The organism is Pseudomonas sp. CH235, assembly GCF_004368175.1.
Lineage (GTDB): Bacteria > Pseudomonadota > Gammaproteobacteria > Pseudomonadales > Pseudomonadaceae > Aquipseudomonas > Aquipseudomonas paraglycinae.
Genome location: NZ_RRZJ01000009.1, coordinates 159,447 through 184,807, shown reverse-complemented (window position 1 = coordinate 184,807; position 25,361 = coordinate 159,447). Strand labels below are relative to the sequence as shown.

Here is a 25,361-nt window from a genome sequence, read left to right as displayed (position 1 = left end):
GATGACACGCCTTTTTTTGTACCTGCCTGGGGCTTAGCTGCCCGCGACAGTCATCTTCTCGATCAACACCGAACCAGTGCGAATGTTGCTGCGCAGTTCCAGATCGTTACCCACCGCGACGATCTGCTTGAACATGTCACGCATGTTGCCGGCGATGGTCACTTCCTGCACCGCGAACTGGATTTCACCGTTCTCGACCCAGAAACCCGCCGCACCGCGCGAGTAATCACCAGTCACCATGTTCAGGCCATGGCCCATCAGTTCGGTGACCAGCAGTCCACGCCCCATGCGCCGCAGCAAGGCAGCCTGGTCTTCATCGCCATGGGTGACGAACAGGTTGTGCACGCCGCCCGCGTTGGCGGTGCTCGGCATGCCCAGTTTGCGACCGGAATAGGTGCCAAGGATGTACGAGACCAACTCGCCTTTCTCGACGAACGGTTTGGCATAGGTCGCCAGGCCGTCACCATCGTAGGAAGCACTGCCCATGGCGCGCATCAGGTGCGGACGCTCGTCGATGGTCAGCCATTCCGGGAACAGCTTCTGCCCCAGGGTGCCTTCGAGGAAAGACGATTTGCGGTACAGACTGCCGCCGGAAATCGCCGACAGGAAGCTGCCGAACAACCCACCCGCCAGTTCCGCCGAAAACAAAACCGGCACTTCGCAGGTCGGCACCGGACGCGCACCCAGACGGCTCGCTGCGCGCTGTGCCGCGCGCTGGCCAATGCTCACCGGATCCGCCAGCAAGCTGCCCTGACGGTTCACGTCATACCAGTAATCGCGCTGCATCTGGCCATCGGCCTCGGCGATCATCACGCAGCTCAGACTGTGTCGGGTCGAAGCGTAACCGCCGATAAAACCGTGGCTGTTGCCGTACACGCGGCAGCCCTGATGGGTGCTCAACGTGGTGCCATCAGCATTCTTGATGCGCGCATCGGCATCGAACGCGGCGGCTTCGCAGAGCAGCGCCTTCTCGATGGCCTGCTCCGGGGTGATGTCCCATTGGTGGAACAGGTCGAAATCCTGGACATCCCGGGCCATCAGCGCGGCATCGGCCAACCCCGAGGCCTCGTCTTCGGAAGTGTGCTTGGCAATCGCCAGCGCCGCAGCGACGGTTTCGCGAATCGCATCCGGCCCGGTGGCGGACGTACTGGCCGAGCCCTTGCGCTGGCCGACGTACAGCGTGATGCCAAAACCCTGATCGCGGTTGAACTCGACCGTTTCGACTTCACGTTGACGAACCGACGTCGACAGGCCCTGCTCCAGCGATACCGCTACTTCACAGGCACTGGCCCCCTGACGCTTGGCTTCGGCGATGATCTGCTCGACCTGTTCCTGCAGTGCCGGCAATGCCTGTGGGCCGACGCTTTCAACTGCACTCATGCTCATCTCCACTCAAATTCTGCTTTCGGCTGGGGCCTTCGAGCGACCGGGCCGGACAAGCGGCCCCCGACTGGTTATCATGGCGGCGTTTCTTTGCGGACTGCCACCATGGTTGATTCTTACGACGACTCCCTCGATACGGGAGAAAAAAGCAAATCCCAGGTCAAACGCGAGCTGCATGCTCTGGTTGACCTTGGCGAGCGCCTTACAACGCTCAAGCCCGACTTGCAGGCAAAACTGCCATTGACCGACGCCCTGCGCCGGGCCCTGGCCGATGCGCCCAAGCACACCGCGAACATCGCGCGTAAACGGCACTTGCAGTTCATCGGCAAACTGATGCGCGATCAGGACACTGACGCGATTCTCACCTTGCTCGATCAACTCGATGCCTCTACCCGTCAGTACAACGAGCGTTTCCACAACCTCGAACGCTGGCGTGACCGCCTGATCGCCGGTGACGATGCCGTGCTGGAGAAATTCGTCGTCGATTACCCGGACGCCGACCGCCAGCAACTGCGTTCCCTGATCCGTCAGGCCCAGCACGAGGTTGCGCAAAACAAACCTCCTGCCTCGAGCCGCAAGATCTTCAAATACATCCGTGAGCTGGACGAGACTCAACGCGGCCTGCGTTGATATTCGCCACCGGGTGGCCGCACCGCGCGCCACCCGAAGCTCCATCCCTTCTTACGCGCCCGTGCCACCCACGGTGATCGCATCGATTTTCAGGGTCGGCTGACCGACACCCACCGGCACCGACTGCCCATCCTTGCCGCAAGTCCCCACACCGCTGTCCAGCGCCAGATCGTTACCGACCATCGACACCCGGCTCATCGCTTCCGGACCGTTGCCGATCAACGTTGCGCCTTTGACCGGCGCAGTGATCTTGCCGTCCTCGATCAGATACGCCTCACTGGTAGAGAACACGAACTTGCCGCTGGTGATGTCGACCTGACCGCCGCCGAGGTTGGCGCAGTAGATGCCCTTCTTCACCGACGCGATGATTTCCGCCGGATCGCTCTGGCCGCCAAGCATGTAGGTGTTGGTCATCCGTGGCATCGGCAGGTGCGCATAGGATTCACGGCGACCGTTGCCGGTGCGGGCCACGCCCATCAGCCGCGCATTGAGCTTGTCCTGCATATAACCCTTGAGTACGCCGTTTTCGATCAGCGTGGTGCACTCGGTCGGCGTACCTTCGTCGTCGACGCTCAGGGAACCGCGACGACCGGCCAACGTGCCGTCATCGACGATGGTGCAAAGTTTTGATGCAACCATCTCGCCCATGCGCCCGCTGTAGGCCGAACTGCCCTTGCGGTTGAAATCGCCCTCCAGACCGTGACCGACCGCTTCGTGCAGCAGCACGCCGGACCAGCCCGAACCCAGAACCACCGGCAAGGTGCCGGCCGGTGCCGGAATCGCTTCCAGATTCACCAACGCCTGACGCAACGCTTCACGGGCATAACCCATGGCGCGGTCTTCGGCGAGGAAATAACGGTAGTCGGTACGCCCGCCGCCGCCATGACCGCCACGCTCGCGACGGCCGTTCTGCTCGACGATCACGCTGACGTTGAAGCGCACCAGCGGACGCACATCGGCAGCCAGGCCGCCGTCGGTCGAGGCCACCAGAATACGTTCCCAGACTCCGGCCATGCTTACGCTGACCTGCTGGATACGCGGATCGAGGGCGCGGGTCGCTACGTCGATGCGCTTTAGCAATTCGACTTTTTCAGCGCGGCTCAGGACTTCCAGCGGGTTGTCCGGCGCATACAACTGGGCGACGTCCTGGGTGCTGAACGCCTGCACCGTGCCGTTCTGCCCGGCGCGGGAAATCGAACGGGCCGCACGGGCCGCTGCGCCGAGAGCTTCGAGGGTGATCGCATTGCTGTAGGCGAAACCGGTTTTCTCACCCGACTGCGCCCGCACGCCAACACCCTGGTCGAGGTTGAAACTGCCTTCCTTGACGATGCCGTCTTCCAGCGACCAGGACTCGGATATCTGCCCCTGGAAATACAGGTCGGCCGCATCGATGCCTGGACCCGCCAGATCACCGAGTACGCCTTGCAGGCTCTCGATCGTCACGCCGCCGGGCGCCAACAGGTGATCACTGACTGAGGACAACAACTCGCTCATAGGTTTTACGCCTTAAATTCGTGTTCTGAAGCAGGTCGCTGTGCGCCCTGCGAAAAAAACCGCCGATGACCGGTCACCGGCATTCGCGCCCGGATGGACGCTTGTTCATTGCTGTCGCGTTCGGCCAGCAACACGGCTTCGCCTTGCTCTTGCTGTGCCAGCACGCGGCCCCACGGATCGACAATCGCCCCGTGGCCAAAGGTTTCCCGCGGCCCCGGATGCGTCCCGCCCTGGGCTGCCGCCAGCACGTAACACTGGGTTTCAATGGCTCGCGCGCGGATCAGTACATCCCAGTGGGCCGCCCCCGTCACCGCGGTGAAGGCCGACGGTGCGGTAATCAGTTCGGCCCCGGCTGCGCGCAATTCGCTGTACAGCTCCGGGAAGCGCAGGTCGTAGCACACCGTCAGGCCGATTCGGCCGACCGGCGTGTCCGCAACCACCACGCCACTGCCATAAGCATAGTCATCGGATTCGCGGTAACGGCCGCGATTGTCCGCCACATCGACATCAAACAGATGCAACTTGTCATAGCGAGCAACGATTTCGCCCTGATCGTTCACCAGCAACGAGCAGGCACGGGACTTCGCCTCGGGCTGTCCCACAGGCGGCAACGGCAACGTGCCGGCCACAATCCATAACCTGAGGTCGCGGGCGGTCTGTTTCAACCAAGGCAGGATCGGGCCTTCACCAAGCGCTTCGGCGCGGCCGATGTCGGCGATGTCGCGACGGCCCATGGCGGCGAAGTTTTCCGGCAGCACGGCCAGCTTCGCACCGGCGTTGGCCGCCTGTTCGAGCAAACGTCGGGCATCGCGCAGATTGGCCAGCACATCGCTCTGGCTGACCATTTGAATCACCGCTAAAGACATGGCGCACTCCGCAAGAGGTATGCGGCCATGCTACTCCATCGGTTCAGGGGCTGGCTGTTCAAAAAGGCTTGTCGAAGGTGATTTTCGGCTCTTTCCATGGGCCTTTGACGGTGTATTTGACGCTGGCGAACCGCGCCACGCGATCGCCGATCAGCTTGTCGATCAGAAACAATGCGCCGCCGACCGCTGGCGCGCCGACAATCAGCGCGGCAATCGGCAGGTTGTTGGTCACCGGCAAAGTCACCAGCAATTTGGCATCCACCTTGTCGCCCACCAGATCCAGCGTGCCGTCCAGTTCCAGGTTGCTCGAAGGACCGGTCAACTTGATCGGTTCTTTCGTCACATAAACGCCGTTGGTCGCCTCCAGCAATCCCTTGACCCGGTCATAGCTGAGGCCCTTGCCGAAGAGGTCGGAGAAGTCGAGGCGCAAACGCCGGCCAATCGAGTTGAAGTTGAGCAGTCCGAACACGCGCAAGGCCTGAGCGCCGCCCTCCACTTCAACAAACTGGCCTTTGTTGAGGGACGCATCGAGGGTACCGGAGAAGCGCTTGGTCGCCAGCCACGCCGGCGAGCCCGGCCAGCGGCCATCGACATCCATGTGGAATTCTTCGCTGGTCACACTCGGCGCAAAACCCCATCCCTTGAGGACATCGGCGAGGTTCTTGCCGCCGATCCGCCCCTTGTACCAACTGGTCGTGGCACCGGGCGTGCCTTCCCAGCCGCCGCTGCCCTGCAAAAGAATGCCCTTGAGGCCCAGATCGAGGTTGTTCAGGGCGATGCCCTTGGCGGTCGGCCGAACCTTGAGCGACCAGCCGCCGACCAGATCCTGGCCCTGGAACAATTGATTGATGGTGATATCCAGCGCCGGAATCTTGCTCGGATCGACCGAGGCCAGCGGGTCCGGCGCATTCTCGTCGGCCTGCACCGTAGGGTCCGGTGCCGGCAACCGCACGTATTGCAGGTTCACCGCAATCGGCGCGCCCTTGGCGTCGGGAATGCCGGCCGTGCCTTTGGCCTGCTGACTGTCGAGGGCCAAAGCCCAGACTCCAGGCTTGCGATTAACCTGCACTGCCGCCTGATCCAGCGTGGTGCCGAAAGCCGTAAGCTTGCCGATCTTGAAGTCCGCGCTGCTGAGCAACTGCTTGGCGTTGCCGCCTGGATCCTGGCCGGCGTACTTGTCCAGCAGATCCTGCCAGGGTTTGACATCCAGCTCGGACAACACGCCGCGTATCCGCAAGCCTTTGTTACCCGGCAACACCGCTTCGCCGGCGCCAAGGAACAACTCGCCACGGCCATCGGCGAAATTGCCTGGTGGCGCGGCGAAGGTGAGGTTGGCCAGTTGATCGTAGTTGACCCAGTAACGCCGCTCCTGCCCCTGTAACGTCATGCGGAACACAGTGTCACGCCCGACATCGGCCGCCATGCCGAACGGCGCCGGCAGATCCACTGCCACGCCCTTCAGGCTTGAACTGACCATCAACTGGCTGTCGGCACCGTCCAGATTCAATTGCAGTTGATAAGGGATAGTCCCGGACACCGGCAACGGTTGAGTCACGCCCAGCCAGTCGGTGAGTTTCTTGACCTCGACCTGCCCCGACGCCGCCACCCGGGTCTTGAGTTTGCCGGGGCCGCCGTCGGCGAAGATCTGCGCAGTGACCGGTTTGTCGAAGGCCCGGGCACTGATGTTCTGCCCGCTCAGGCCCTTGGCGCTGTCGAAGCGGAAATCACCCTTGAGCTGGCTCAGTTCGAGCTTCGGCTCCGCCAGGTTCAATCGCGCATTGGCGGTTTTGAAGTCGACGAGGATTTTCGGCTGATCGCCCTTGGCCAACGGCACATCGAGTTTGAGCTTGCCCTGCAGATCACCCGCGCCTTCCCAGCCGGCGAAGGTATCGGCGGTGCCGATCGGTGCTTCCTGAAGAATCTTCAGGCCATCGCCCAACCCACCCGCGAAGGTGCCGTCGAGGAACATATGGCTGTGCTCGCCGCTCGGCACATGGGGAATATTGACGAAGACATCGCTGACCTGGGTGTCGAGCAATTGGCCCTTGCTGGCGAGAATCCGCACACCGCTGTCTTCGATGAACACGTCACCGCTGACCTTGCTCACGTGCGGCCAGCCCGGCTGGAACGCCAGCTCGGCGTCGTGCACCTTGAAGAACAGGCTGATGCTGCGATCCGCTTCCCCGGCGTTCTTGTTCAGCGAACCCTGATACTGGAAGAAGCCCTGATCCACCGCGCCCTTGAGAATCGCCGTGCGCAGCCACTCGTCGAGGGCCGGGCTCAGGACTTCCGGCAGGTACTTGGCGGTGTAGCGACCGTCGCCATCCACCAGGCCGACCCGCAGGTCCATGTAGTCTTCCTGGCTGTGATCGAAATGCAGGCGGATCAGGAAGTCGCCGGCAATCTTGCCTTCCTCGCCGAGCACCTTCAGGTACGGTGCGATCAGAGTGAAACCTTCTTTATCGAGCTTCCAGGTCAACCGGGCGTTGGCCTGAATGTATTGCCATGGCTTGGCGAAGATCGGATCAAGGTGCAGGACGAAGTCCTTGCTGTCCATGCGCAGCTCGCCGCCGCCGAGATTGCCGGTAAGGCTGCCGCTGACATTCCGTGCCGCGGGCGCGCCGTGGTAGGCGTCGAAGCCGACTTGATCAAGGTTGGCGGCAAAGCCGAATTTGCTGTCGTCGGTGGCGTTCGGCCGGAAATCCAGCAGCACGTTACGCAGCCCGCCGGTGACTTTCAGGCGCTCGACCACGGTGGCGAAGCCTTGGGGCAACGGGCCGAGGGCATTGAGCAAAGGAGTGATCGGGGTCAGGTCGAGCCGGTCGGCCTGCAGATGCCAGAGCTCTTCGTTCTTGTCGGTGGCGGCAGTCTGTTTGATCTGCACATGCGATTCCCAACGGGTTTCGCCGAAATTCATCGCCAGCGAATCAAACGTGACAGTGGCCCCCTCGGGACCGCGCTGGAAATAGCCGTTGAGCGCCAGATTGTTGATCTGGATCGGCTTGCGTTCGGCGTAGGCACCGGTCAGTTGCGGCGCATTGAGGCGGATCGCAGCACTCTGCAACGCCCCCTCGCGCCAGTTGACCCACAGCTCGCCGCCGGCCTTGATCTCGGAGAAATTCCATTGCTGGGTCAGGCGCTCGGGCAGCCATTTCGACCAGTCACTCTGCGGCAGGCTGACATAACCTTCCACTTCGCTGCTCTGCCACTGACTCGGACGAATCCGCGTGCGCAGGCTAAGCGCCACGGGCTGGCCGTCAGGCAAGGTCAATCGTGCATCGAGGCGCTGGCGGCTGGTGCCGGTCTTGAGATTGAGGCCGACATACGTGAAGGTCAGCGGTGCCTGCTCCCGCGGCTGCAAGGTCACCTGGCTGTCGAGCACCGACAGTTGCTGAATCATTTGCATGCGGTTGAACAGTTGCTCGGGATCCATGGGCTGATCCTGCTGCACCGGCAAGCCTTCCAGCGCCCACTTTCCGTCCTCGCCTTCCTTGAGGCTGATCTTCAAACCGCTGAGTTCAAGATGGGCGATGCGCACTTCGCGGGCCATCAGGCTGGCCCACAGATCAGGCACTGCACGCACCCGATCCAGGCGCAGGGCATTGGCGCCGCTGCCGACCATCACATCGTGGGCCAGCAGGATCGGTGCAAATCCGCTCCAGTTGCCTTCCAGCTCGCCGATCTGCAGCGGCAGACCCAGGGCGGCGCTGGCCTTGTCTTCGATATCGGTGCGGTATTCGGCCACCAGTGGCGTGAGTTCCCGGCCAAGACTGACGTACAACGCCATCAATACCAGAACCAACGCGCACAGGCCCAGACCCCAGCGGGTCAGTGCGGCCAAAATGCGTGTCAGACGTTCCATGTCAGTTGGCTCCCATGGCAAAAATACTGCAAAAAGCTGAGGCCAGCCGTTTCAGGAAAAGGGTGATGCAGGGGTTCAGAGCAGCACCACGTCATATTGTTCCTGGGAATACATGGTTTCTACCTGGAAACGTATGGTGCGCCCGATGAAACCTTCAAGTTCGGCCACGTTACCGGACTCTTCATCGAGCAGGCGATCCACGACTTTCTGGTTCGCCAGCACCCGATAACCCTCGGCCTGATAGGCCCGGGCTTCACGCAGGATCTCGCGGAAAATCTCGTAGCAAATGGTTTCCGGGGTCTTCAGCTTGCCCCGGCCCTGACAGCTGCTGCACGGTTCGCACAGCACTTGCTCGAGGCTTTCGCGGGTGCGCTTGCGCGTCATCTGCACCAGGCCCAACTCGGTAATGCCGATGATGTTGGTCTTGGCGTGATCGCGCTCCAGTTGTTTTTCCAGGGTGCGCAGCACCTGACGCTGGTGCTCTTCGTCTTCCATGTCGATGAAGTCGATGATGATGATCCCGCCCAGGTTGCGCAGGCGCATCTGCCGGGCAATCGCGGTCGCGGCTTCGAGGTTTGTCTTGAAGATGGTTTCTTCAAGGTTGCGATGACCGACGAACGCCCCGGTGTTCACATCGATGGTGGTCATGGCTTCCGCCGGATCGATCACCAGGTAGCCGCCAGACTTCAGCGGAACCTTGCGTTCCAGGGCTTTCTGGATTTCGTCTTCGACGCCATACAGATCGAAAATCGGTCGTTCACCTGGGTAGTGTTCCAGACGATCGGCGATTTCCGGCATCAGTTCGGCGACGAACTGCGTGGTTTTCTGGAAGGTTTCCCGGGAGTCGATGCGGATCTTCTCGATCTTCGGGCTGACCAGATCGCGCAGGGTGCGCAGCGCCAGGCCTAAGTCCTCGTAAATCACGCTCGGTGCGCCGATGGTCTTGATCTGTTCGTTGATCTGATCCCACAGGCGGCGCAGGTAGCGGATGTCCATGAGGATCTCATCGGCCCCGGCACCTTCGGCGGCGGTACGCAAAATGAAGCCGCCGGCCTCCTTGATGCCTTCTTTGGCCACGCAATCGCTGACCACCTGCTTGAGGCGTTCGCGCTCGGCTTCGTCTTCGATCTTCAGGGAAATGCCGACGTGGGCGGTGCGCGGCATGTACACCAGATAGCGCGACGGGATCGACAGTTGCGTGGTCAGCCGCGCACCTTTGGAACCGATCGGGTCCTTGGTGACTTGCACCACCAGGCTCTGGCCTTCGTGTACAAGCGCACTGATGCTTTCCACCGCAGGACCTTCGCGCAGGGAAATTTCCGAGGCATGAATGAAGGCTGCGCGATCCAGGCCGATGTCGACGAAGGCCGCCTGCATGCCCGGCAGGACCCGCACCACCTTGCCTTTATAGATGTTGCCGACGATCCCGCGTTTTTGCGTACGCTCGACGTGCACTTCTTGCAGCACACCGTTTTCGACCACCGCCACGCGCGATTCCATCGGCGTGATGTTGATCAGAATCTCTTCACTCATGGCAGGGTCTCGTTCAGGCATGTTCACGATAAAGGCCGCATCTTGTCCGTTCGACGCTCATTGCGCGTTCAGGGTTTGCCAACAGGGTATGCCGAAATGGCCGAGCAGTTCTGCGCTTTCGCACACCGGCAAGCCGACGACCGCCGAGTAACTGCCATTGAGGCTGGCAACGAACACCGCGCCGAGCCCCTGAATGCCGTAGCCACCCGCCTTGTCCCGGGGTTCGCCGCTGGCCCAGTAGGCGGCAGCTTCTTCGCGGCTGATCGACCGGAACCGCACCAGACTGCGCACCACCCGCGACTCGCAGCGCTCGCCGTCGAGCACGGCAATCGCCGTCAGCACTTCATGCTCCTTGCCGGACAACATCATCAGCATGGCGCATGCGTCGGCTTCGTCCACCGGTTTGCCAAGAATTTTGCCGTCCAGCACCACGGCGGTGTCGGCGCCCAGTACGCAAAACGCTACGTCGCAGACGACGGTGCGCCGTCCGGCCTCGGCCTTGCCGCGCGCCAGGCGCTCGACGTAGGCCGATGGGGATTCATTGGCGAGAGGGGTTTCATCGATATCCGCGCTGATGGCGGTAAACGGGATGCCGATCTGCGTGAGCAACTCACGCCGACGCGGCGATCCTGAGGCGAGGTAAAGCGGCTTCATCCAAACATCTCCCTGTTGAGTGCCCTGCCTCATGGCACCAGTGGGGGCCCATGCCTGACCGAATCAGTTGATTTTGTAGCGCCGGCGCAATCCACGCAAAGCGAAGCTGACCCAAGGCCAGAGCAAGGCACTGACCAGTGCCGGCAGGACCAGCGCGAGGGTCGGCTGACGGTTGCCGGTCAAGGCACTGAGCCAGAGTTGTACGAGCTGGGCGAGGCCGAAGATCACCAGGATCACCAAGCTCTGCTGCCACATCGGGAACATTCGCAGGCGCTGCTGCAATGACAGCACCAGGAACGTGATCAAAGTCAGGATCAAGGCATTCTGACCGAGCAGATCGCCCTGCAGCACGTCTTCGGCCAATCCCAGGCAGAAAGCTGTGACCATGCCGACGGTGTGCGGCAAATACAAAGCCCAGAAAGTCAGGAGCAAGGCCAGCCAAAGCGGGCGCAGGATTTCCATGAAAATGGGCAGTGGCGATACGCTGAGCAGAATGCCGACAATAAATGTCAGCCAGACAATCCAGCCGTTACGCGATGCGGTAGCCCCGACCATTATTCTTGCCTCCCGGTGGTCGCCGGCGCAGTGACAGGCGGTTTGACCGCTGGTCGAGCCGCCGGCTGATTCGCCGGTGGTTTGCTGGCCGCTGGTGTGGCTGCAGGCGGTTTGCTTGCAGCGGGTTTGGCCGGTGTAGTGCTGGCAGCAGGCGCAGCCGGCGACGCCGCCGTGGCAGGAGTCGCAGCTGCGGCAGGCGGGGTGACGATCTTCGGCACCGTAGACGGAATCACCGGACCGCCACCGAAGGCATCAAGGTTTTCCTGAGCCTGCGCAGCATCGTTGGCACGCTCTTCCGCGGTGCGGTTGTCACTGAACACCAGCAACAGGTAACGGCTGCGGTTCAGTGCGGCGGTCGGCACGGCGCGAACAATGGCGAATGGCTGGCCGGAATCGTGAATCACTTCCTTGACCGTCGCCACCGGATAACCGGCCGGGAAACGCTGACCCAGGCCGGAGCTGACCAGCAGATCGCCTTCCTTGACGTCAGCAGTGTCCGCCACGTGGCGCAGTTCCAGACGCTCGGGGTTACCGGTGCCGCTGGCAATCGCCCGCAGACCGTTTCGGTTTACCTGCACAGGAATGCTGTGGGTCGAGTCGGTCAGCAGCAGCACACGGGAGGTGTACGGCATCAGTTCGACCACCTGCCCCATCAGACCGCGAGCATCGAGCACCGGCTGACCGAGCACCACGCCATCACGCTCACCTTTGTTGATGATGATGCGATGGGTGAAAGGGTTGGGATCCATGCCGATCAGCTCGGCCACTTCGACCTTCTCGTTGACCAGCGCGGAGGAATTGAGCAACTCGCGCAGACGGACGTTCTGCTCGGTAAGGGCGGCAAGCTTCTGCATGCGACCCTGCAACAGCAGGTTTTCCGACTTGAGTTTTTCATTTTCGGCGACGAGCTCGGTGCGACTGCCGAACTGGCTGGCGATACCTTCCCACAACCGTCCGGGCAGGTCGGTAATCCAGTAGGCGTCCATCAGCACCAGCGAGGCCTGGCTGCGTACGGGTTTAAGCAGGCTGAAGCGCGCGTCAACGACCATCAGCGCGACCGACAGTACGGCCAGCACCAACAAGCGCACGCCCAGTGAGGGGCCCTTGGCGAAAAGCGGTTTAATAAGCCGCTCCTCCCAGGCAAATGTTCTGTTTATTCATACGGCATCAAACCGGCCTGGATGAAGACTGACAGAAGATAAACGCCAACAGGCAGCACTGCAAAGTGCTGCCTGTGCGCTCACCCACGTATTGCATCCGGCGATTATTCGCTGGAGAGCAGGTCCATGGTGTGCTTGTCCATCATTTCCAATGCACGGCCACCGCCGCGAGCGACGCAGGTCAGCGGATCTTCGGCAACGATCACCGGCAGACCGGTTTCCTGGGCCAGCAGCTTGTCGAGGTCACGCAGCAGCGCGCCACCACCGGTCAGCACCAGGCCACGCTCGGCGATGTCGGAAGCCAGTTCCGGCGGTGATTGCTCCAGGGCGCTTTTCACGGCCTGAACGATGGTTGCCAGGGACTCTTGCAGAGCTTCCAGCACTTCATTGGAGTTCAGGGTGAATGCGCGTGGAACGCCTTCGGCCAGGTTGCGACCGCGAACGTCGACTTCGCGAACTTCGCCGCCCGGGTAGGCCGTACCGATTTCCTGCTTGATGCGCTCGGCGGTGGATTCACCGATCAGGCTGCCATAGTTGCGGCGCACGTAGGTGATGATCGCTTCGTCGAAGCGGTCGCCGCCAACGCGTACGGATTCGGCATAGACCACACCGTTCAGGGAGATCAGCGCGATTTCGGTAGTACCACCACCGATATCCACGACCATCGAACCGCGTGCTTCTTCAACCGGCAGACCGGCACCGATCGCAGCGGCCATCGGCTCTTCGATCAGGAACACTTCACGGGCACCGGCGCCAAGGGCCGATTCACGGATGGCACGACGCTCAACCTGGGTGGACTTGCATGGAACGCAGATCAGCACACGAGGGCTGGGCTGCAGAAAGCTGTTTTCGTGAACCTTGTTGATAAAGTATTGCAGCATCTTTTCGCAGACGCTGAAGTCGGCGATCACGCCGTCCTTCATCGGACGAATGGCAGCAATGTTGCCCGGCGTACGGCCGAGCATGCGCTTGGCCTCGGTGCCGACAGCGACGACACTTTTCTGGTTACCGTGTGTCCGAATGGCCACAACCGATGGCTCATTCAGGACGATACCGCGCTCGCGCACGTAAATAAGGGTGTTGGCAGTGCCCAGGTCAATGGAAAGATCGCTGGAAAACATGCCACGCAGTTTCTTGAACATGGGAAAGGGACCCTAGGCAACGCGTGGGTAAAAAAGTGCGGCAAACTCTAACAACGACAGGGATTTTGGGCAAGGCGCCAATATGTTAAATTGGCCGCTTTTCTGTGCACCAAGCCCCACAATCGCGGCCTTATGACCGTAGAAGTGCGGTAGTGTTCCGACAATCTAACACACGGACGCCGTCCGTCCTGTTTTCCACTGGAGAAACCCGATGGCGCTAGAACGCTCCGACGTGGAAAAAATCGCTCATCTGGCCAGCCTTGGCCTTAATGACGCCGATCTTCCACACATCACTTCGGCCCTCAACAGCATTCTCGGGCTGGTCGACGAAATGCAGGCGGTCGATACCGACGGTATCGAGCCGCTGGCCCACCCGCTGGAAGCCAGTCAGCGCCTGCGCGCCGACGTCGTGACCGAAAGCAATAACCGCGAGGCTTATCAGTCCATCGCACCAGCGGTCGAAAACGGCCTGTACCTGGTTCCGAAAGTCATCGACTAAAGGGAAAGAGCCTGCAATGCATCAATTGACTCTGGCCGAGATCGCCCGCGGTCTCGCCGATAAAAAGTTTTCTTCCGAAGAGCTGACCAAAGTCCTGCTGGCGCGCATTACCCAGCTCGATCCGCAGCTCAACAGTTTCATCAGCCTCACCGAAGAGCTGGCCCTCGAGCAGGCGAAAGCCGCCGACGCGCGCCGGGCCAATGGTGAGAGTGGCGCCCTGCTGGGTGCGCCGATCGCCCATAAAGACCTGTTCTGCACCCAGGGCATTCGCACCAGCTGCGGCTCGAAGATGCTCGACAACTTCAAGGCTCCATACGACGCCACCGTGGTGTCGAAGCTGGCCGCCGCCGGCACCGTGACCCTGGGCAAGACCAACATGGACGAATTCGCCATGGGTTCGGCCAACGAGTCGAGCTGGTACGGCGCGGTGAAAAACCCGTGGAACCTGGAACACGTACCGGGCGGTTCGTCCGGTGGTTCGGCGGCGGCGGTTGCCGCTCGTCTGTTGCCTGCCGCAACGGCCACCGACACCGGCGGTTCGATCCGTCAGCCAGCCGCGTTCACCAACCTCACCGGCCTGAAACCGACCTACGGTCGCGTTTCGCGCTGGGGCATGATCGCCTACGCCTCCAGCCTCGATCAGGGCGGCCCTCTGGCTCGCACCGCCGAAGACTGCGCGATTTTGTTGCAAGGTATGGCCGGCTTCGATCCGAACGACTCCACCAGCATCGATGAGCCAGTGCCAGACTACGCCGCCGGCCTGAACGGTTCGCTGCAAGGCCTGCGCATCGGTGTGCCGAAGGAATACTTCGGTGCAGGTCTCGACCCGCGCATCGCCGACCTGATCCAGAACAGCATCAAAGAGCTGCAGACGCTCGGTGCCGTAATCAAGGAAATCAGCCTGCCGAACATGCAGCACGCGATTCCTGCGTACTACGTGATCGCCCCGGCAGAAGCGTCCTCCAACCTGTCACGTTTCGACGGCGTGCGCTTCGGCCACCGCTGCGCAGACCCGAAGAACCTGGAAGACCTGTACAAGCGCTCCCGTGGCGAAGGTTTCGGGCCTGAAGTACAGCGCCGGATCATGGTCGGTGCCTACGCGCTGTCCGCCGGTTACTACGATGCCTACTACCTCAAAGCCCAGAAGATCCGTCGCCTGGTGAAGAACGACTTCATGACCGCATTTAATGAAGTCGACGTCATCCTCGGCCCGACCACGCCAAACCCGGCCTGGAAACTGGGCGCCAAGAACAGCGACCCGGTCGCTGCCTACCTGGAAGACGTCTACACCATCACCGCCAACCTCGCGGGCCTGCCGGGTCTGTCGATGCCGGCCGGTTTTGTCGACGGTCTGCCGGTTGGCGTGCAACTGCTCGCGCCGTATTTCCAGGAAGGTCGCCTGTTGAACGTTGCCCACCAGTATCAGTTGAACACTGACTGGCACACTCGCACCCCAACCGGCTTCTGAGGAGACACACATGCAATGGGAAGTCGTGATCGGTCTGGAGATTCACACCCAGCTCACCACCCGGTCGAAAATCTTTTCCGGTAGTTCCACCCAGTTCGGTTCCGAGCCGAACACCCAGGCCAGCTTGATCGACCTGGGCATGCCCGGCGTGCTGCCGGTGCTCAACCAGGAAGCAGTGCGCATGGCGGTGATGTTCGGTCTGGCGATTGACGCCGAGATCGGTCAGCACAACGTGTTCGCCCGTAAAAACTACTTCTACCCGGACCTGCCGAAGGGCTACCAGATCAGCCAGATGGAATTGCCAATCGTCGGCAAGGGCCACCTGGACATCGCCCTGGAAGACGGCACGGTCAAACGCGTCGGTATCACCCGTGCGCACCTGGAAGAAGACGCCGGCAAGAGCCTGCACGAAGAATTCAGCGGTGCCACCGGCATTGACCTGAACCGTGCCGGCACGCCGCTGCTGGAAATCGTGTCCGAGCCGGACATGCGTAGCGCCAAGGAAGCGGTGGCCTACGTCAAGGCGATCCACGCGCTGGTACGTTACCTGGGCATCTGCGACGGCAACATGGCCGAGGGCTCGCTGCGTTGCGACTGCAACGTGTCGGTACGTCCGAAAGGCCAGGTCGAGTTCGGCACCCGCTGCGAAATCAAGAACGTCAACTCGTTCCGCTTCATCGAGAAGGCGATCAACTCCGAGATCCAGCGTCAGATCGACCTGATCGAAGACGGCGGCAAAGTGATCCAGCAGACCCGTCTGTACGATCCGAACAAGGACGAAACCCGTCCGATGCGCAGCAAAGAGGAAGCCAACGACTACCGTTACTTCCCCGATCCGGACCTGCTGCCGGTGGTCATCGAGGATTCGTTCCTCAACGACGTGCGCGCCACCCTGCCGGAGCTGCCACCGCAGAAACGCGAGCGCTTCCAGAGTGCCTTCGGTCTGTCGGCCTACGACGCCAACGTGTTGGCCACCAGCCGTGAGCAGGCGGACTACTTCGAGAAAGTCGCGAGCATCGGCGGCGACGCCAAACTGGCGGCGAACTGGGTGATGGTCGAGTTGGGCAGCCTGCTCAACAAGCAGAACCTGGACATCGAGGATTCGCCAGTTTCCGCCGAGCAACTGGGCGGCATGCTGCAGCGCATCAAGGACAACACCATCTCCGGCAAGATCGCCAAGGTGGTGTTCGAAGCGATGGCCAACGGCGAAGGCAGCGCAGACGAGATCATCGAAAAGCGCGGCCTGAAGCAGGTTACCGACACCGGCGCGATCTCGGCGGTGCTGGACGAAATGCTCGCGGCCAACGCCGAGCAGGTCGAGCAATACCGCGCGGCAGACGAAGCCAAGCGCGGCAAGATGTTCGGCTTCTTCGTCGGTCAGGCCATGAAAGCCTCCAAGGGCAAGGCCAACCCGCAGCAAGTGAACGAACTGCTGAAAAGCAAGCTCGAAGGCTGACGATGGCCCCGCGCCTGAGGATCGTTCCCACGCTCTGCGTGGGAATGCCGCCTCGGACGCTCCGCGTCCATTGCGGTGTGACGCAGAGCGTCACGGGGTGCATTCCCACGCCGGAGCGTGGGAACGATCACTTGGGAGCTTATGAATGAAACGTCTGCTCGGCGCCTGCGCCCTGCTCTCCTTGCTGGCCGGTTGCGCCAGCACCGACACCATCGACCCGCACGGTTACGACCAGACCGGCGTCGCCTCCTATTACGGTGCCAAGCACCACGGTAAACGCACCGCCAGCGGCGAAGCGTTCAACCAGAATTCTTTGACAGCCGCCCACCGCCAGTTGCCGTTCGGCACCCGGGTGAAGGTCACCAACCTGAAAAACGATGAATCCGTCGTGGTCCGCATCAACGACCGCGGCCCGCACACCCGTGGTCGCCTGATCGATGTTTCACGTGCGGCGGCCGAACAGCTCGGTATGCTGCGCAGTGGAACCGCCCGCGTTCGGGTCCAGGCCCTCGACGACTGATGGAGCGTCCACTATTTTCGGACTGACCGACTTACCCCTGATCAGTGTGATCGAATTGCTCAGCGGGCTGTTCCTGCTGATCGCCGGCGCCGAGCTGATGGTGCGCGCCGCCGTGCGCCTGGCCGCGCGTCTGCATGTCCGACCGCTGATCATCGGCCTGACCATCGTCGCCCTCGGCAGCAGCGCTCCGCAAATGGCCGTCAGCCTGCAAGCCGTGCAGGCGCACACGCCGGACATCGCGGTCAGCAGCGTGATCGGCAGCAGCATTTTCAACATTCTTGTCACCCTCGGCCTGTCGGCGCTGATCATTCCGCTGCGGGTGTCGCGGCAACTGGTACGCCTCGACATCCCGTTGATGATCGGCGCCAGCCTGCTGGTATTCGTGCTGGCGTGGAATGAAGAACTCGGGCGCTTCGACGGCATTCTGTTGCTCGGCGCCCTGGCGCTTTATCTTGGATTACTGCTGCGCCAGTCGCGGCACTCGACCCGCCCGCATTCCGATCAACCCCACGATCCGCAGGCCCCGTGGTTCACCAGCCTGCTGATGATTGTCGGCGGCCTGGGCATGCTGGTGTTCGCCGGACACTTGCTGCTGGGGGCGGCCGTGGTCGTCGCCACTGACCTGGGGTTCTCCGAACGGGTGATTGGTCTGACCGTGGTCGCGGTCGGCACTTCGCTGCCGGAACTCGCCACCTCGCTGATCGCCGCGCTGCGCGGTCAGCGGGACATCGCCGTGGGCAACGTGATCGGTGCCAACCTGTTCAACCTGCTTGGGGTGCTGGGCCTCACCGCTTTGATCGCACCGACACCGCTGTCGGTCTCGCCCAATGCGCTGGATTTCGACCTGCCGGTAATGCTCGGCGTCGCGTTGCTGTGCCTGCCGGTGTTCTATTCCGGCTACCGCGTGACCCGCGCCGAAGGTCTCCTGCTCCTGGGTTTGTATCTGGCGTACGGGCTGCACGTGGTGTCGTTCACCACCGGCATGCCACTGGCCGGCAAGCTCGAGCGATTGATGCTGTTTTATGTGCTGCCGACGCTGCTGACGTTTCTGTTTTTCACGTCCGTGCGCGCCTGGCGCCGCCAACACCACAAGAGGGATGTGCCATGACCGAATCGAAGAAATCCGGGGTTGAAGTCCGCCGTCAGGTAATGGGCGACGCGTTTGTCGACCGCGCGTTGGGCAACGCCACCGAGTTCACCCAACCGCTGCAGGATTTCGTCAACGAACACGCCTGGGGCGGCGTGTGGAATCGCGAAGGTTTGCCGCTGAAAACCCGCAGCCTGATCACCCTTGCCGCGCTGACCGCATTGAAGTGCCCGCAGGAATTGAAGGGTCACGTGCGCGGCGCGTTGAACAATGGCTGCACGGTCGATGAGATCCGTGAAGCGCTGCTGCATTGCGCGGTGTATGCCGGCGTGCCGGCGGCGATCGATGCGTTCCGCGCGGCGCAGGAAGTGATCGACAGTTACCAGAAGCCCGAGTAACCGCCGGCCTCAGATCCACCCGCCCCACTGCAAGAAGAAGATCCCGATGTTGGTGGTGATCGCCGCCATCAGCGTGGTCAGCACAATGATCGCCGCCGCCAGTTCATGATTGCCCTGCGCCGCACGGGCCATGACAAAACTGGCAGCGGCAGTCGGGCTGCCGAAGTACAGAAACAGAATCCCCAGCTCCGCCCCGCGAAAACCCCACAGCCATGCACCCAGCGTGGCGATCACCGGCAGGCCGACCATCTTCACCAGACTCGAACTGAGCGCCATGTTGCCGCTCTTGCGCAGCGCCGCCAGCGACAGCGTGCCGCCAATGCAGATCAGTGCCAGCGGCAGCGTGGTCTGTGCCAGGTACTGACCGGAGGTTTCCAGCCACCCCGGCAGACCGATCTTGAAATAAGCGAACGGCGCCGCCGCGATCACGCTGATGATCAGCGGATTGCTGACCACGCTTTTGCAGATGCTCCACGGATCGGACTTGATCACCGGGCTGTAGACCGCGAGCACGATGGTCGACAGGGTGTTGTAGAACAGGATCACCAGCGCTGCGAGAATCGCCCCGAGAGAAATCCCGTAGTCGCCGTACATGCTCGCCGCCAGCGCCAGGCCGATCACCCCGTTGTTGCCGCGAAACGCACCTTGGGTGTAGATGCCGCGATCTTCACGCGGACAACGGAAAATCGCCCAGCCCCAGGCCACGGCAAAACTGACCAGCGTGGCGAGGGCGAAATAGATCAGCAGCGCCGGTTGCAGTGCCGCGTGCAGGTCGGCGTGCAGGATGCCGAGAAACAGCAGCGCCGGCATGGTGACGTTGAACACCAGCGACGAGGCTGTGTGGATGAAGTTGTCGTTGATCCAGTCGATGCGCTTGAGCAGCACACCGAGAAACAGCATGGCAAACACCGGCGCGGTGATGTTCAGGGTTTCGAGGAAGATTGCCAGCATGCCGGGGAGCCTTGGAGGTGAGCGTCGTTAGGGGGCTAATGATAAGCCACTTTCACCCTGATCGTTCCCACGCTCTGCGTGGTAACGTCTCCTGTGACGCTCCGCGTCACGCTGTTGGGACGCGGAGCGTCCCCGGCTGCATTCCCACGCGGAGCGTGGGAACGATCAACGGGGTGGTCTCAGGTGATAGGCGCCGGATTGAACAACGTAATGTCGTTATGCAGCTTGTGCTTCTCCGCCCACGTCTGCTGCTTGCCGCTCGCCACATCCAGGTAGTAGTGGAACAACTCCCAGCCCAACTCCTCGATGGATGCGCGACCGGTAGCAATCCGCCCGGCATCGATATCGATCAGATCCGGCCAACGCTGAGCCAGCTCCGTACGGGTCGAGACCTTCACCACCGGCGCCATCGCCAACCCATAAGGCGTGCCACGACCGGTAGTGAACACATGCAGATTCATCCCCGCCGCCAGTTGCAACGTACCGCAGACAAAATCACTCGCCGGCGTTGCACAGAAAATCAACCCCTTCTGCCTGAAACGTTCCCCAGGGCCGAGCACGCCGCTGATCGCACTGCTGCCGGACTTCACGATCGAGCCCAAGGACTTCTCGACAATGTTCGACAGCCCGCCCTTCTTGTTGCCCGGCGTGGTGTTGGCGCTGCGATCCGCTTCGCCCTTGGCCAGGTAACGGTCGTACCAGTCCATCTCGCGCACCAGTTCCTCGGCAACGGTTTTGGTCTGGGCCCGTGAGGTCAGCAGGTAAATCGCATCACGCACTTCGGTGACTTCGGAAAACATCACCGTCGCCCCCGCCCGCAGCAGCAAGTCCGAGGCATAACCGAGCGCCGGGTTGGCGGTGATCCCGGAAAACGCATCGCTGCCGCCGCACTGCATGCCGAGGATCAGCTCGGACGCCGGGACGGTTTCGCGGCGACGCTGGTTGAGTTTCTTCAGGCGGACTTCGGCCAGTTCCATGATCTGCTCGATCATCTCGGTGAAACCGTGACTGGAATCCTGCAAGCGATACAGCCACGGCTCGCTCAGATCCACCGACGCATCGTCCTCGTGCATCACCTGCCCCGCCTGCAATTTCTCGCAGCCCAGACCGATTACCAGCGCCTCGCCACCGAGGTTCGGGTTGCGCGCCAGATTGCGCACGGTGCGGATCGGGATGTAGGCGTCGGTGGCCGTGATGGCCACGCCGCAACCGTAACTGTGAGTCAGTGCCACCACGTCATCGACATGCGGATACTTGGGCAACAGTTCGTCCTTGATCCGCTTCACCGCGTGATCGAGCACCCCGGTGACGCATTGCACGGTGGTGGTGATCCCGAGGATGTTGCGCGTGCCGACAGTGCCGTCGGCGTTGCGATATCCCTCGAACGTGAAGCCTTCCAGGGGCGCCTGGGCGTCCGGCACTTCGGTGGACAGCGGCAGGCTGTCCAGCGGCGGCGCGGTCGGCATGCGCAGTTGATCTTCCCTGACCCAACTGCCACGGGGAATCGGCTGCAACGCGTAGCCGATGATCTGGCCGTAGCGAATCACCGTGCCGCCCTCGGGGATATCCACGAGGCTGACCTTGTGACTCTGCGGCACGAAATCCACCGTCACCAGGCCATCGGCAAATGCGGTGCCGGCCGGCACGCCCTGGTCGTTGACCACTACCACTACGTTGTCCCGCTCGTGCAGGCGGATGTAGCGCGGCGAGTCGGAATGTTCAATCAACTGCATGACGCCGCTCCTCAGGAATGCGCTTGAGACAATTTGCCGGTGGCTTCGGAACCGCCCTGGGTTGGCGGCTCTTTAAGGACCACACGTTTGATCGGGCCGACGATCACCAGGTAGCTGAACACCGCCACGAGTGCGTTGGCACCGACGAACACCAGCGCCCATTTGAACGAGCCGGTGGAACTGATGATGTAACCGATGACGATCGGAGTGGTGATCGAGGCGATGTTGCCGAAGGTGTTGAACAGGCCACCGCTCAGACCGGCGATCTGTTTCGGCGAAGTGTCGGACACCACTGCCCAGCCCAGAGCCCCCACGCCTTTGCCGAAGAATGCCAGGGCCATGAAGCCGACCACCATCCATTCAACGTCGACATAGTTGCACGCCACGATGCTGCTCGAAACCAGCAGGCCGGCAATGATCGGCGCCTTGCGGGCGAAGGTCAGCGAATGGCCCTTGCGCAGCAGGTAATCGGAAATCACCCCGCCGAGCACGCCGCCGATAAAGCCGCAGATCGCCGGCAACGAGGCGATGAAACCGGCCTTGAGGATGGTCATGCCGCGTTCCTGCACCAGGTACACCGGGAACCAGGTCAGGAAGAAATAGGTGATGCCGTTGATGCAGTACTGGCCCAGGTAAACGCCGAGCATCATGCGATTGGTCAGCAACTGGCGGATGTAATCCCACTTCGGACCGTCAGCCTTTTTGCCTTGTTTCTGGTCCATGTCGACCATGCCGCCGTTGTCGGCGATGAACTTCACTTCCGCTTCGTTGGCCATCGGGTGTTGGCGCGGGCTGTGGATAACCTTGAGCCAGACCAGCGAGAACACGATGCCGAGCAGGCCCATCACGATGAACACGTGCTCCCAGCCAAAGGAGAACACGATCCAGCCCATCAGCGGCGCGAACAACACGGTGGCGAAGTATTGCGCCGAGTTGAAGATCGCCGAAGCGGTGCCGCGCTCGGCGGTCGGGAACCAGGCCGCCACAATGCGTGCGTTGCCGGGGAACGATGGCGCCTCGGCCAGACCCACCAGGAAGCGCAGCATGAACAGCGCGACGATGGCCGTGGACATGCCGAATTCACCGACGAAGCCTTGCAGCACGGTGAACAGCGACCAGGTGAAAATGCTCAGGGCATAGACTTTTTTCGAGCCGAAGCGATCGAGCAGCCAGCCGCCGGGAATTTGCCCGGCCACGTAGGCCCAACCGAAAGCAGAGAAGATGTAGCCGAGGGTGACCGCGTCGATACCGAGGTCTTTTTGCAAGCTGGAACCGGCGATCGCGATGGTGGCGCGGTCGGCGTAGTTGATCGTGGTCACCAGAAACAGCATGAGCAGGATCAAATAGCGGACGTGAGTCGGCTTGGACGATTGCATGTAGATGTACTCCCACTGATTATTTTTATGCGGGTAAAACATTCTTTGGTCTTGTGCCGCGCAGGGCCTCAGGCGAAGGCCCGGCGCGGGTGCAGCGATTTACGAACCGATGTAGCTGGTCTTCACGACCGTGTAGAACTCTTGCGCATAGCGGCCTTGCTCACGTGAGCCATAGGATGAACCCTTACGGCCACCGAACGGAACGTGGTAATCGACACCGGCGGTCGGCAGGTTGACCATCACCATCCCGGCCTGGGAATGACGCTTGAAGTGGTTGGCGTACTTCAGCGACGTGGTGGCGATACCCGCCGACAGACCGAATTCGGTGTCGTTGGCCATGGCCAGCGCAGCCTCGTAATCGGCCACGCGAACGATGTTGGCCACCGGGCCGAAGATCTCTTCGCGGCTGATGCGCATCGACGCTTCGCTGTCGGCAAACAGAGTCGGCGCGAGGAAGTAGCCCTCGGTGTCGCAGGTCACCAGACCACCGCCACTGACTACGCGCGCACCTTCGGACTGACCGATGTCGATGTATTTCAGATCCTGCTCAAGCTGCGCTTGCGAGACCACCGGACCGATGTCGGTACCGGCCTTCAGCGCGTGGCCGACCTTGATCGACTTCATGCGCTCGGCCATGGCTTCGACGAACTTGTCGTGAATCCCGGCGGTAACGATCAGTCGGCTCGAAGCCGTGCAACGCTGGCCGGTCGAGTAGAACGCGCTCTGCACCGACAGCTCGACCGCCTGCTTGAGGTCAGCGTCGTCGAGAATGATCTGCGGGTTCTTGCCGCCCATTTCCAGCTGAACCTTGGCCTGGCGCGACACGCAGTTGACGGCGATCTGACGGCCCACACCGACGGAGCCAGTGAAGCTGATGCCATCGACTTTCGGGCTGTTGACCAGCGCTTCACCGACCACGCGACCGCTGCCCATGACCAGGTTGAACACGCCGGCAGGGAAACCTGCGCGGGAGATGATTTCAGCCAGGGCCCAGGCGCAACCCGGTACCAGATCTGCTGGCTTCAATACCACGCAGTTGCCGTAGGCCAGGGCCGGGGCGATTTTCCACGACGGGATGGCAATCGGGAAGTTCCACGGGGTGATCAGGCCGACCACACCGAGCGCTTCGCGAGTGACTTCTACGTTGACGCCCGGGCGCACCGACGGCACGTAGTCGCCGGACAGACGCAGGCATTCACCGGCGAAGAACTTGAAGATGTTGCCGGCGCGGGTCACTTCGCCGATGGCTTCGGGCAGGGTCTTGCCCTCTTCCCGGGCCAGCAGGGTGCCGAGCTCTTCGCGGCGGGCGAGGATTTCAGTGCCGACTTTGTCCAGCGAGTCGTGACGGGCCTGAATGCCCGAGGTCGACCACGCCGGGAACGCGGCGCGGGCGGCGTCGATGGCGGCGTTGACCTGAGCCAGGTCAGCCTTGGCGTAATCGCCGATGGTGTCGCTCAGTTCGGACGGGTTGATGTTCGCCGAGTAATCGTTACCGGCGACCCATTCACCGTTGATGTAGTTGTCATAGCGCTTGGTCACGAATCATTCTCCTGACGCAAAAGGCCGCTGATCGCTCAGCGGCCTTGTTTATAGAGTTGTGTTACTGCGCACCTTGCTTGTCGATCAGCGCGGCGAGCATTTCGTACTCTTCGCCGGTCAGGTCGGTCAGCGGCGCACGCACCGGGCCTGCGTCATAGCCGGCGATCTTGGCGCCTGCCTTGACGATGCTCACGGCGTAACCGGCCTTGCGGTTGCGGATGTCCAGGTACGGCAGGAAGAAGTCGTCGATGATCTTGCCGACGGTGGCGTGATCTTCGCGGGCAATCGCGTGGTAGAAGTCCATCGCGGTTTTCGGGATGAAGTTGAACACCGCCGACGAGTAGACCGGCACGCCCAGGGCCTTGTAGGCAGCGGCATAGACTTCGGCGGTCGGCAGACCACCGAGATAGCTGAAGCGATCGCCAAGGCGACGACGGATCGACACCATCAGTTCGATATCGCCCAGACCGTCCTTGTAACCGATCAGGTTCGGGCAGCGTTCGGCCAGACGCTCCAGCAGCGGCGCGGTCAGGCGGCAGACGTTGCGGTTGTAGACGACCACACCGATGTTCACCGATTTGCACACGGCTTCAACGTGGGCGGCAACGCCGTCCTGGCTGGCTTCGGTCAGATAGTGCGGCAGCAGCAACAGGCCCTTGGCGCCCAGACGCTCGGCTTCCTGAGCGTATTCGATGGCCTGGCGGGTCGAACCACCGACACCGGCGAGGATCGGCACGCTGCTGGCGCAGGTGTCGACGGCAGTCTTGATGATTTCCGAGTATTCGCTGGCAGCCAAGGAGAAGAATTCACCGGTGCCACCGGCGGCGAACAGGGCTGAAGCACCGTACGGGGCCAGCCATTCCAGGCGTTTGATGTAGCCAGCGCGGTTGAAATCGCCCTGGGCATTGAAATCGGTCACCGGGAACGACAGCAGGCCGGCGGAGAGGATGGACTTCAGTTCTTGTGGATTCATTATTCGAACACCCTGGTAGCAACGTTTTTTTGTGAGTGGACCGTTCAGCCTTCGCCGAAGTTGTAGGTCATCGTACAACTTA

General features: G+C 61.8%; 21 protein-coding genes. 7 read left to right on the top strand and 14 right to left on the bottom strand.

Annotation, left to right across the window (positions count from 1 at the left end):
- Positions 1–33 precede the first annotated feature (33 nt).
- Positions 34–1,380, bottom strand: coding sequence for a metalloprotease PmbA (gene pmbA, locus EIY71_RS12625; RefSeq protein WP_085746923.1), 1,347 nt, complete (start codon positions 1,378–1,380; stop codon positions 34–36).
- Between the two features lie 108 nt (positions 1,381–1,488).
- Between pmbA and yjgA the strand changes: the two genes are divergently transcribed.
- Complete coding sequence (gene yjgA, locus EIY71_RS12620) at positions 1,489–2,013, top strand: ribosome biogenesis factor YjgA (RefSeq protein WP_007953598.1); 525 nt, start codon at positions 1,489–1,491, stop codon at positions 2,011–2,013.
- A gap of 51 nt (positions 2,014–2,064) precedes the next feature.
- Here yjgA and tldD read toward each other — a convergent pair whose 3' ends face one another.
- The 8 genes from tldD to mreB form a co-directional block, all read right to left on the bottom strand.
- Positions 2,065–3,507 (bottom strand): metalloprotease TldD, encoded by a 1,443-nt coding sequence (tldD, locus tag EIY71_RS12615; protein ID WP_085711794.1) that lies wholly within the window; start codon positions 3,505–3,507, stop codon positions 2,065–2,067.
- 5 nt (positions 3,508–3,512) lie between these two features.
- On the bottom strand, positions 3,513–4,373 hold the full coding sequence (locus EIY71_RS12610) for a carbon-nitrogen hydrolase family protein (RefSeq protein WP_085746921.1): 861 nt from the start codon (positions 4,371–4,373) through the stop codon (positions 3,513–3,515).
- Between the two features lie 58 nt (positions 4,374–4,431).
- The gene (locus tag EIY71_RS12605) at positions 4,432–8,235 is read right to left on the bottom strand and encodes a YhdP family protein (RefSeq protein ID WP_134021870.1); all 3,804 of its coding nucleotides are present in this window, start codon (positions 8,233–8,235) and stop codon (positions 4,432–4,434) included.
- 75 nt (positions 8,236–8,310) lie between these two features.
- Positions 8,311–9,768 carry a ribonuclease G gene (gene rng, locus EIY71_RS12600; RefSeq protein ID WP_007953605.1) on the bottom strand — a complete coding sequence of 486 codons (1,458 nt, stop codon included), beginning with the start codon at positions 9,766–9,768 and terminating at the stop codon, positions 8,311–8,313.
- 57 nt (positions 9,769–9,825) lie between these two features.
- Complete coding sequence (locus EIY71_RS12595; protein ID WP_134021868.1) at positions 9,826–10,422, bottom strand: nucleoside triphosphate pyrophosphatase; 597 nt, start codon at positions 10,420–10,422, stop codon at positions 9,826–9,828.
- 63 nt (positions 10,423–10,485) lie between these two features.
- Positions 10,486–10,977 carry a rod shape-determining protein MreD gene (gene mreD, locus EIY71_RS12590; RefSeq protein ID WP_064593386.1) on the bottom strand — a complete coding sequence of 164 codons (492 nt, stop codon included), beginning with the start codon at positions 10,975–10,977 and terminating at the stop codon, positions 10,486–10,488.
- Positions 10,977–12,101 carry a rod shape-determining protein MreC gene (gene mreC, locus EIY71_RS12585; RefSeq protein WP_085746918.1) on the bottom strand — a complete coding sequence of 375 codons (1,125 nt, stop codon included), beginning with the start codon at positions 12,099–12,101 and terminating at the stop codon, positions 10,977–10,979. Before mreC ends, mreD begins: the two co-directional genes overlap by 1 nt.
- 140 nt (positions 12,102–12,241) lie before the next feature.
- The gene (gene mreB / locus EIY71_RS12580; protein WP_002555108.1) at positions 12,242–13,279 is read right to left on the bottom strand and encodes a rod shape-determining protein MreB; all 1,038 of its coding nucleotides are present in this window, start codon (positions 13,277–13,279) and stop codon (positions 12,242–12,244) included.
- Positions 13,280–13,490: 211 nt separating this feature from the next.
- Here mreB and gatC point away from each other — a divergent pair, with 211 nt between their 5' ends.
- The 6 genes from gatC (at position 13,491) to EIY71_RS12550 (ending at position 18,707) form a co-directional block, all read left to right on the top strand.
- The gene (gene gatC, locus EIY71_RS12575) at positions 13,491–13,778 is read left to right on the top strand and encodes an Asp-tRNA(Asn)/Glu-tRNA(Gln) amidotransferase subunit GatC (protein WP_085698446.1); all 288 of its coding nucleotides are present in this window, start codon (positions 13,491–13,493) and stop codon (positions 13,776–13,778) included.
- 16 nt (positions 13,779–13,794) lie between these two features.
- The gene (gene gatA, locus EIY71_RS12570; protein ID WP_134021866.1) at positions 13,795–15,246 is read left to right on the top strand and encodes an Asp-tRNA(Asn)/Glu-tRNA(Gln) amidotransferase subunit GatA; all 1,452 of its coding nucleotides are present in this window, start codon (positions 13,795–13,797) and stop codon (positions 15,244–15,246) included.
- A gap of 10 nt (positions 15,247–15,256) precedes the next feature.
- Positions 15,257–16,702, top strand: coding sequence for an Asp-tRNA(Asn)/Glu-tRNA(Gln) amidotransferase subunit GatB (gene gatB, locus EIY71_RS12565; RefSeq protein ID WP_039769265.1), 1,446 nt, complete (start codon positions 15,257–15,259; stop codon positions 16,700–16,702).
- A 145-nt stretch (positions 16,703–16,847) separates the two neighbouring features.
- Positions 16,848–17,222: a septal ring lytic transglycosylase RlpA family protein gene (locus EIY71_RS12560; protein ID WP_039769262.1), complete on the top strand. Its 375-nt coding sequence runs from the start codon at positions 16,848–16,850 to the stop codon at positions 17,220–17,222.
- Positions 17,223–17,268: 46 nt separating this feature from the next.
- Complete coding sequence (locus tag EIY71_RS12555; RefSeq protein ID WP_134021864.1) at positions 17,269–18,330, top strand: calcium/sodium antiporter; 1,062 nt, start codon at positions 17,269–17,271, stop codon at positions 18,328–18,330.
- Positions 18,327–18,707 (top strand): carboxymuconolactone decarboxylase family protein, encoded by a 381-nt coding sequence (locus tag EIY71_RS12550; RefSeq protein ID WP_011332452.1) that lies wholly within the window; start codon positions 18,327–18,329, stop codon positions 18,705–18,707. Before EIY71_RS12555 ends, EIY71_RS12550 begins: the two co-directional genes overlap by 4 nt.
- A gap of 9 nt (positions 18,708–18,716) precedes the next feature.
- On the opposite strand, the gene EIY71_RS12545 is transcribed toward EIY71_RS12550, so the two are convergent.
- The 5 genes from EIY71_RS12545 to kdgD form a co-directional block, all read right to left on the bottom strand.
- Complete coding sequence (locus tag EIY71_RS12545) at positions 18,717–19,658, bottom strand: AEC family transporter (RefSeq protein WP_007953620.1); 942 nt, start codon at positions 19,656–19,658, stop codon at positions 18,717–18,719.
- A gap of 179 nt (positions 19,659–19,837) precedes the next feature.
- On the bottom strand, positions 19,838–21,391 hold the full coding sequence (gene garD, locus EIY71_RS12540; RefSeq protein WP_134021862.1) for a galactarate dehydratase: 1,554 nt from the start codon (positions 21,389–21,391) through the stop codon (positions 19,838–19,840).
- A gap of 11 nt (positions 21,392–21,402) precedes the next feature.
- Positions 21,403–22,767 (bottom strand): MFS transporter, encoded by a 1,365-nt coding sequence (locus tag EIY71_RS12535; protein WP_039769701.1) that lies wholly within the window; start codon positions 22,765–22,767, stop codon positions 21,403–21,405.
- Between the two features lie 99 nt (positions 22,768–22,866).
- Complete coding sequence (locus tag EIY71_RS12530) at positions 22,867–24,306, bottom strand: aldehyde dehydrogenase family protein (RefSeq protein ID WP_085746913.1); 1,440 nt, start codon at positions 24,304–24,306, stop codon at positions 22,867–22,869.
- A gap of 61 nt (positions 24,307–24,367) precedes the next feature.
- Complete coding sequence (gene kdgD / locus EIY71_RS12525; RefSeq protein ID WP_011332448.1) at positions 24,368–25,279, bottom strand: 5-dehydro-4-deoxyglucarate dehydratase; 912 nt, start codon at positions 25,277–25,279, stop codon at positions 24,368–24,370.
- Positions 25,280–25,361: the final 82 nt, after the last annotated feature.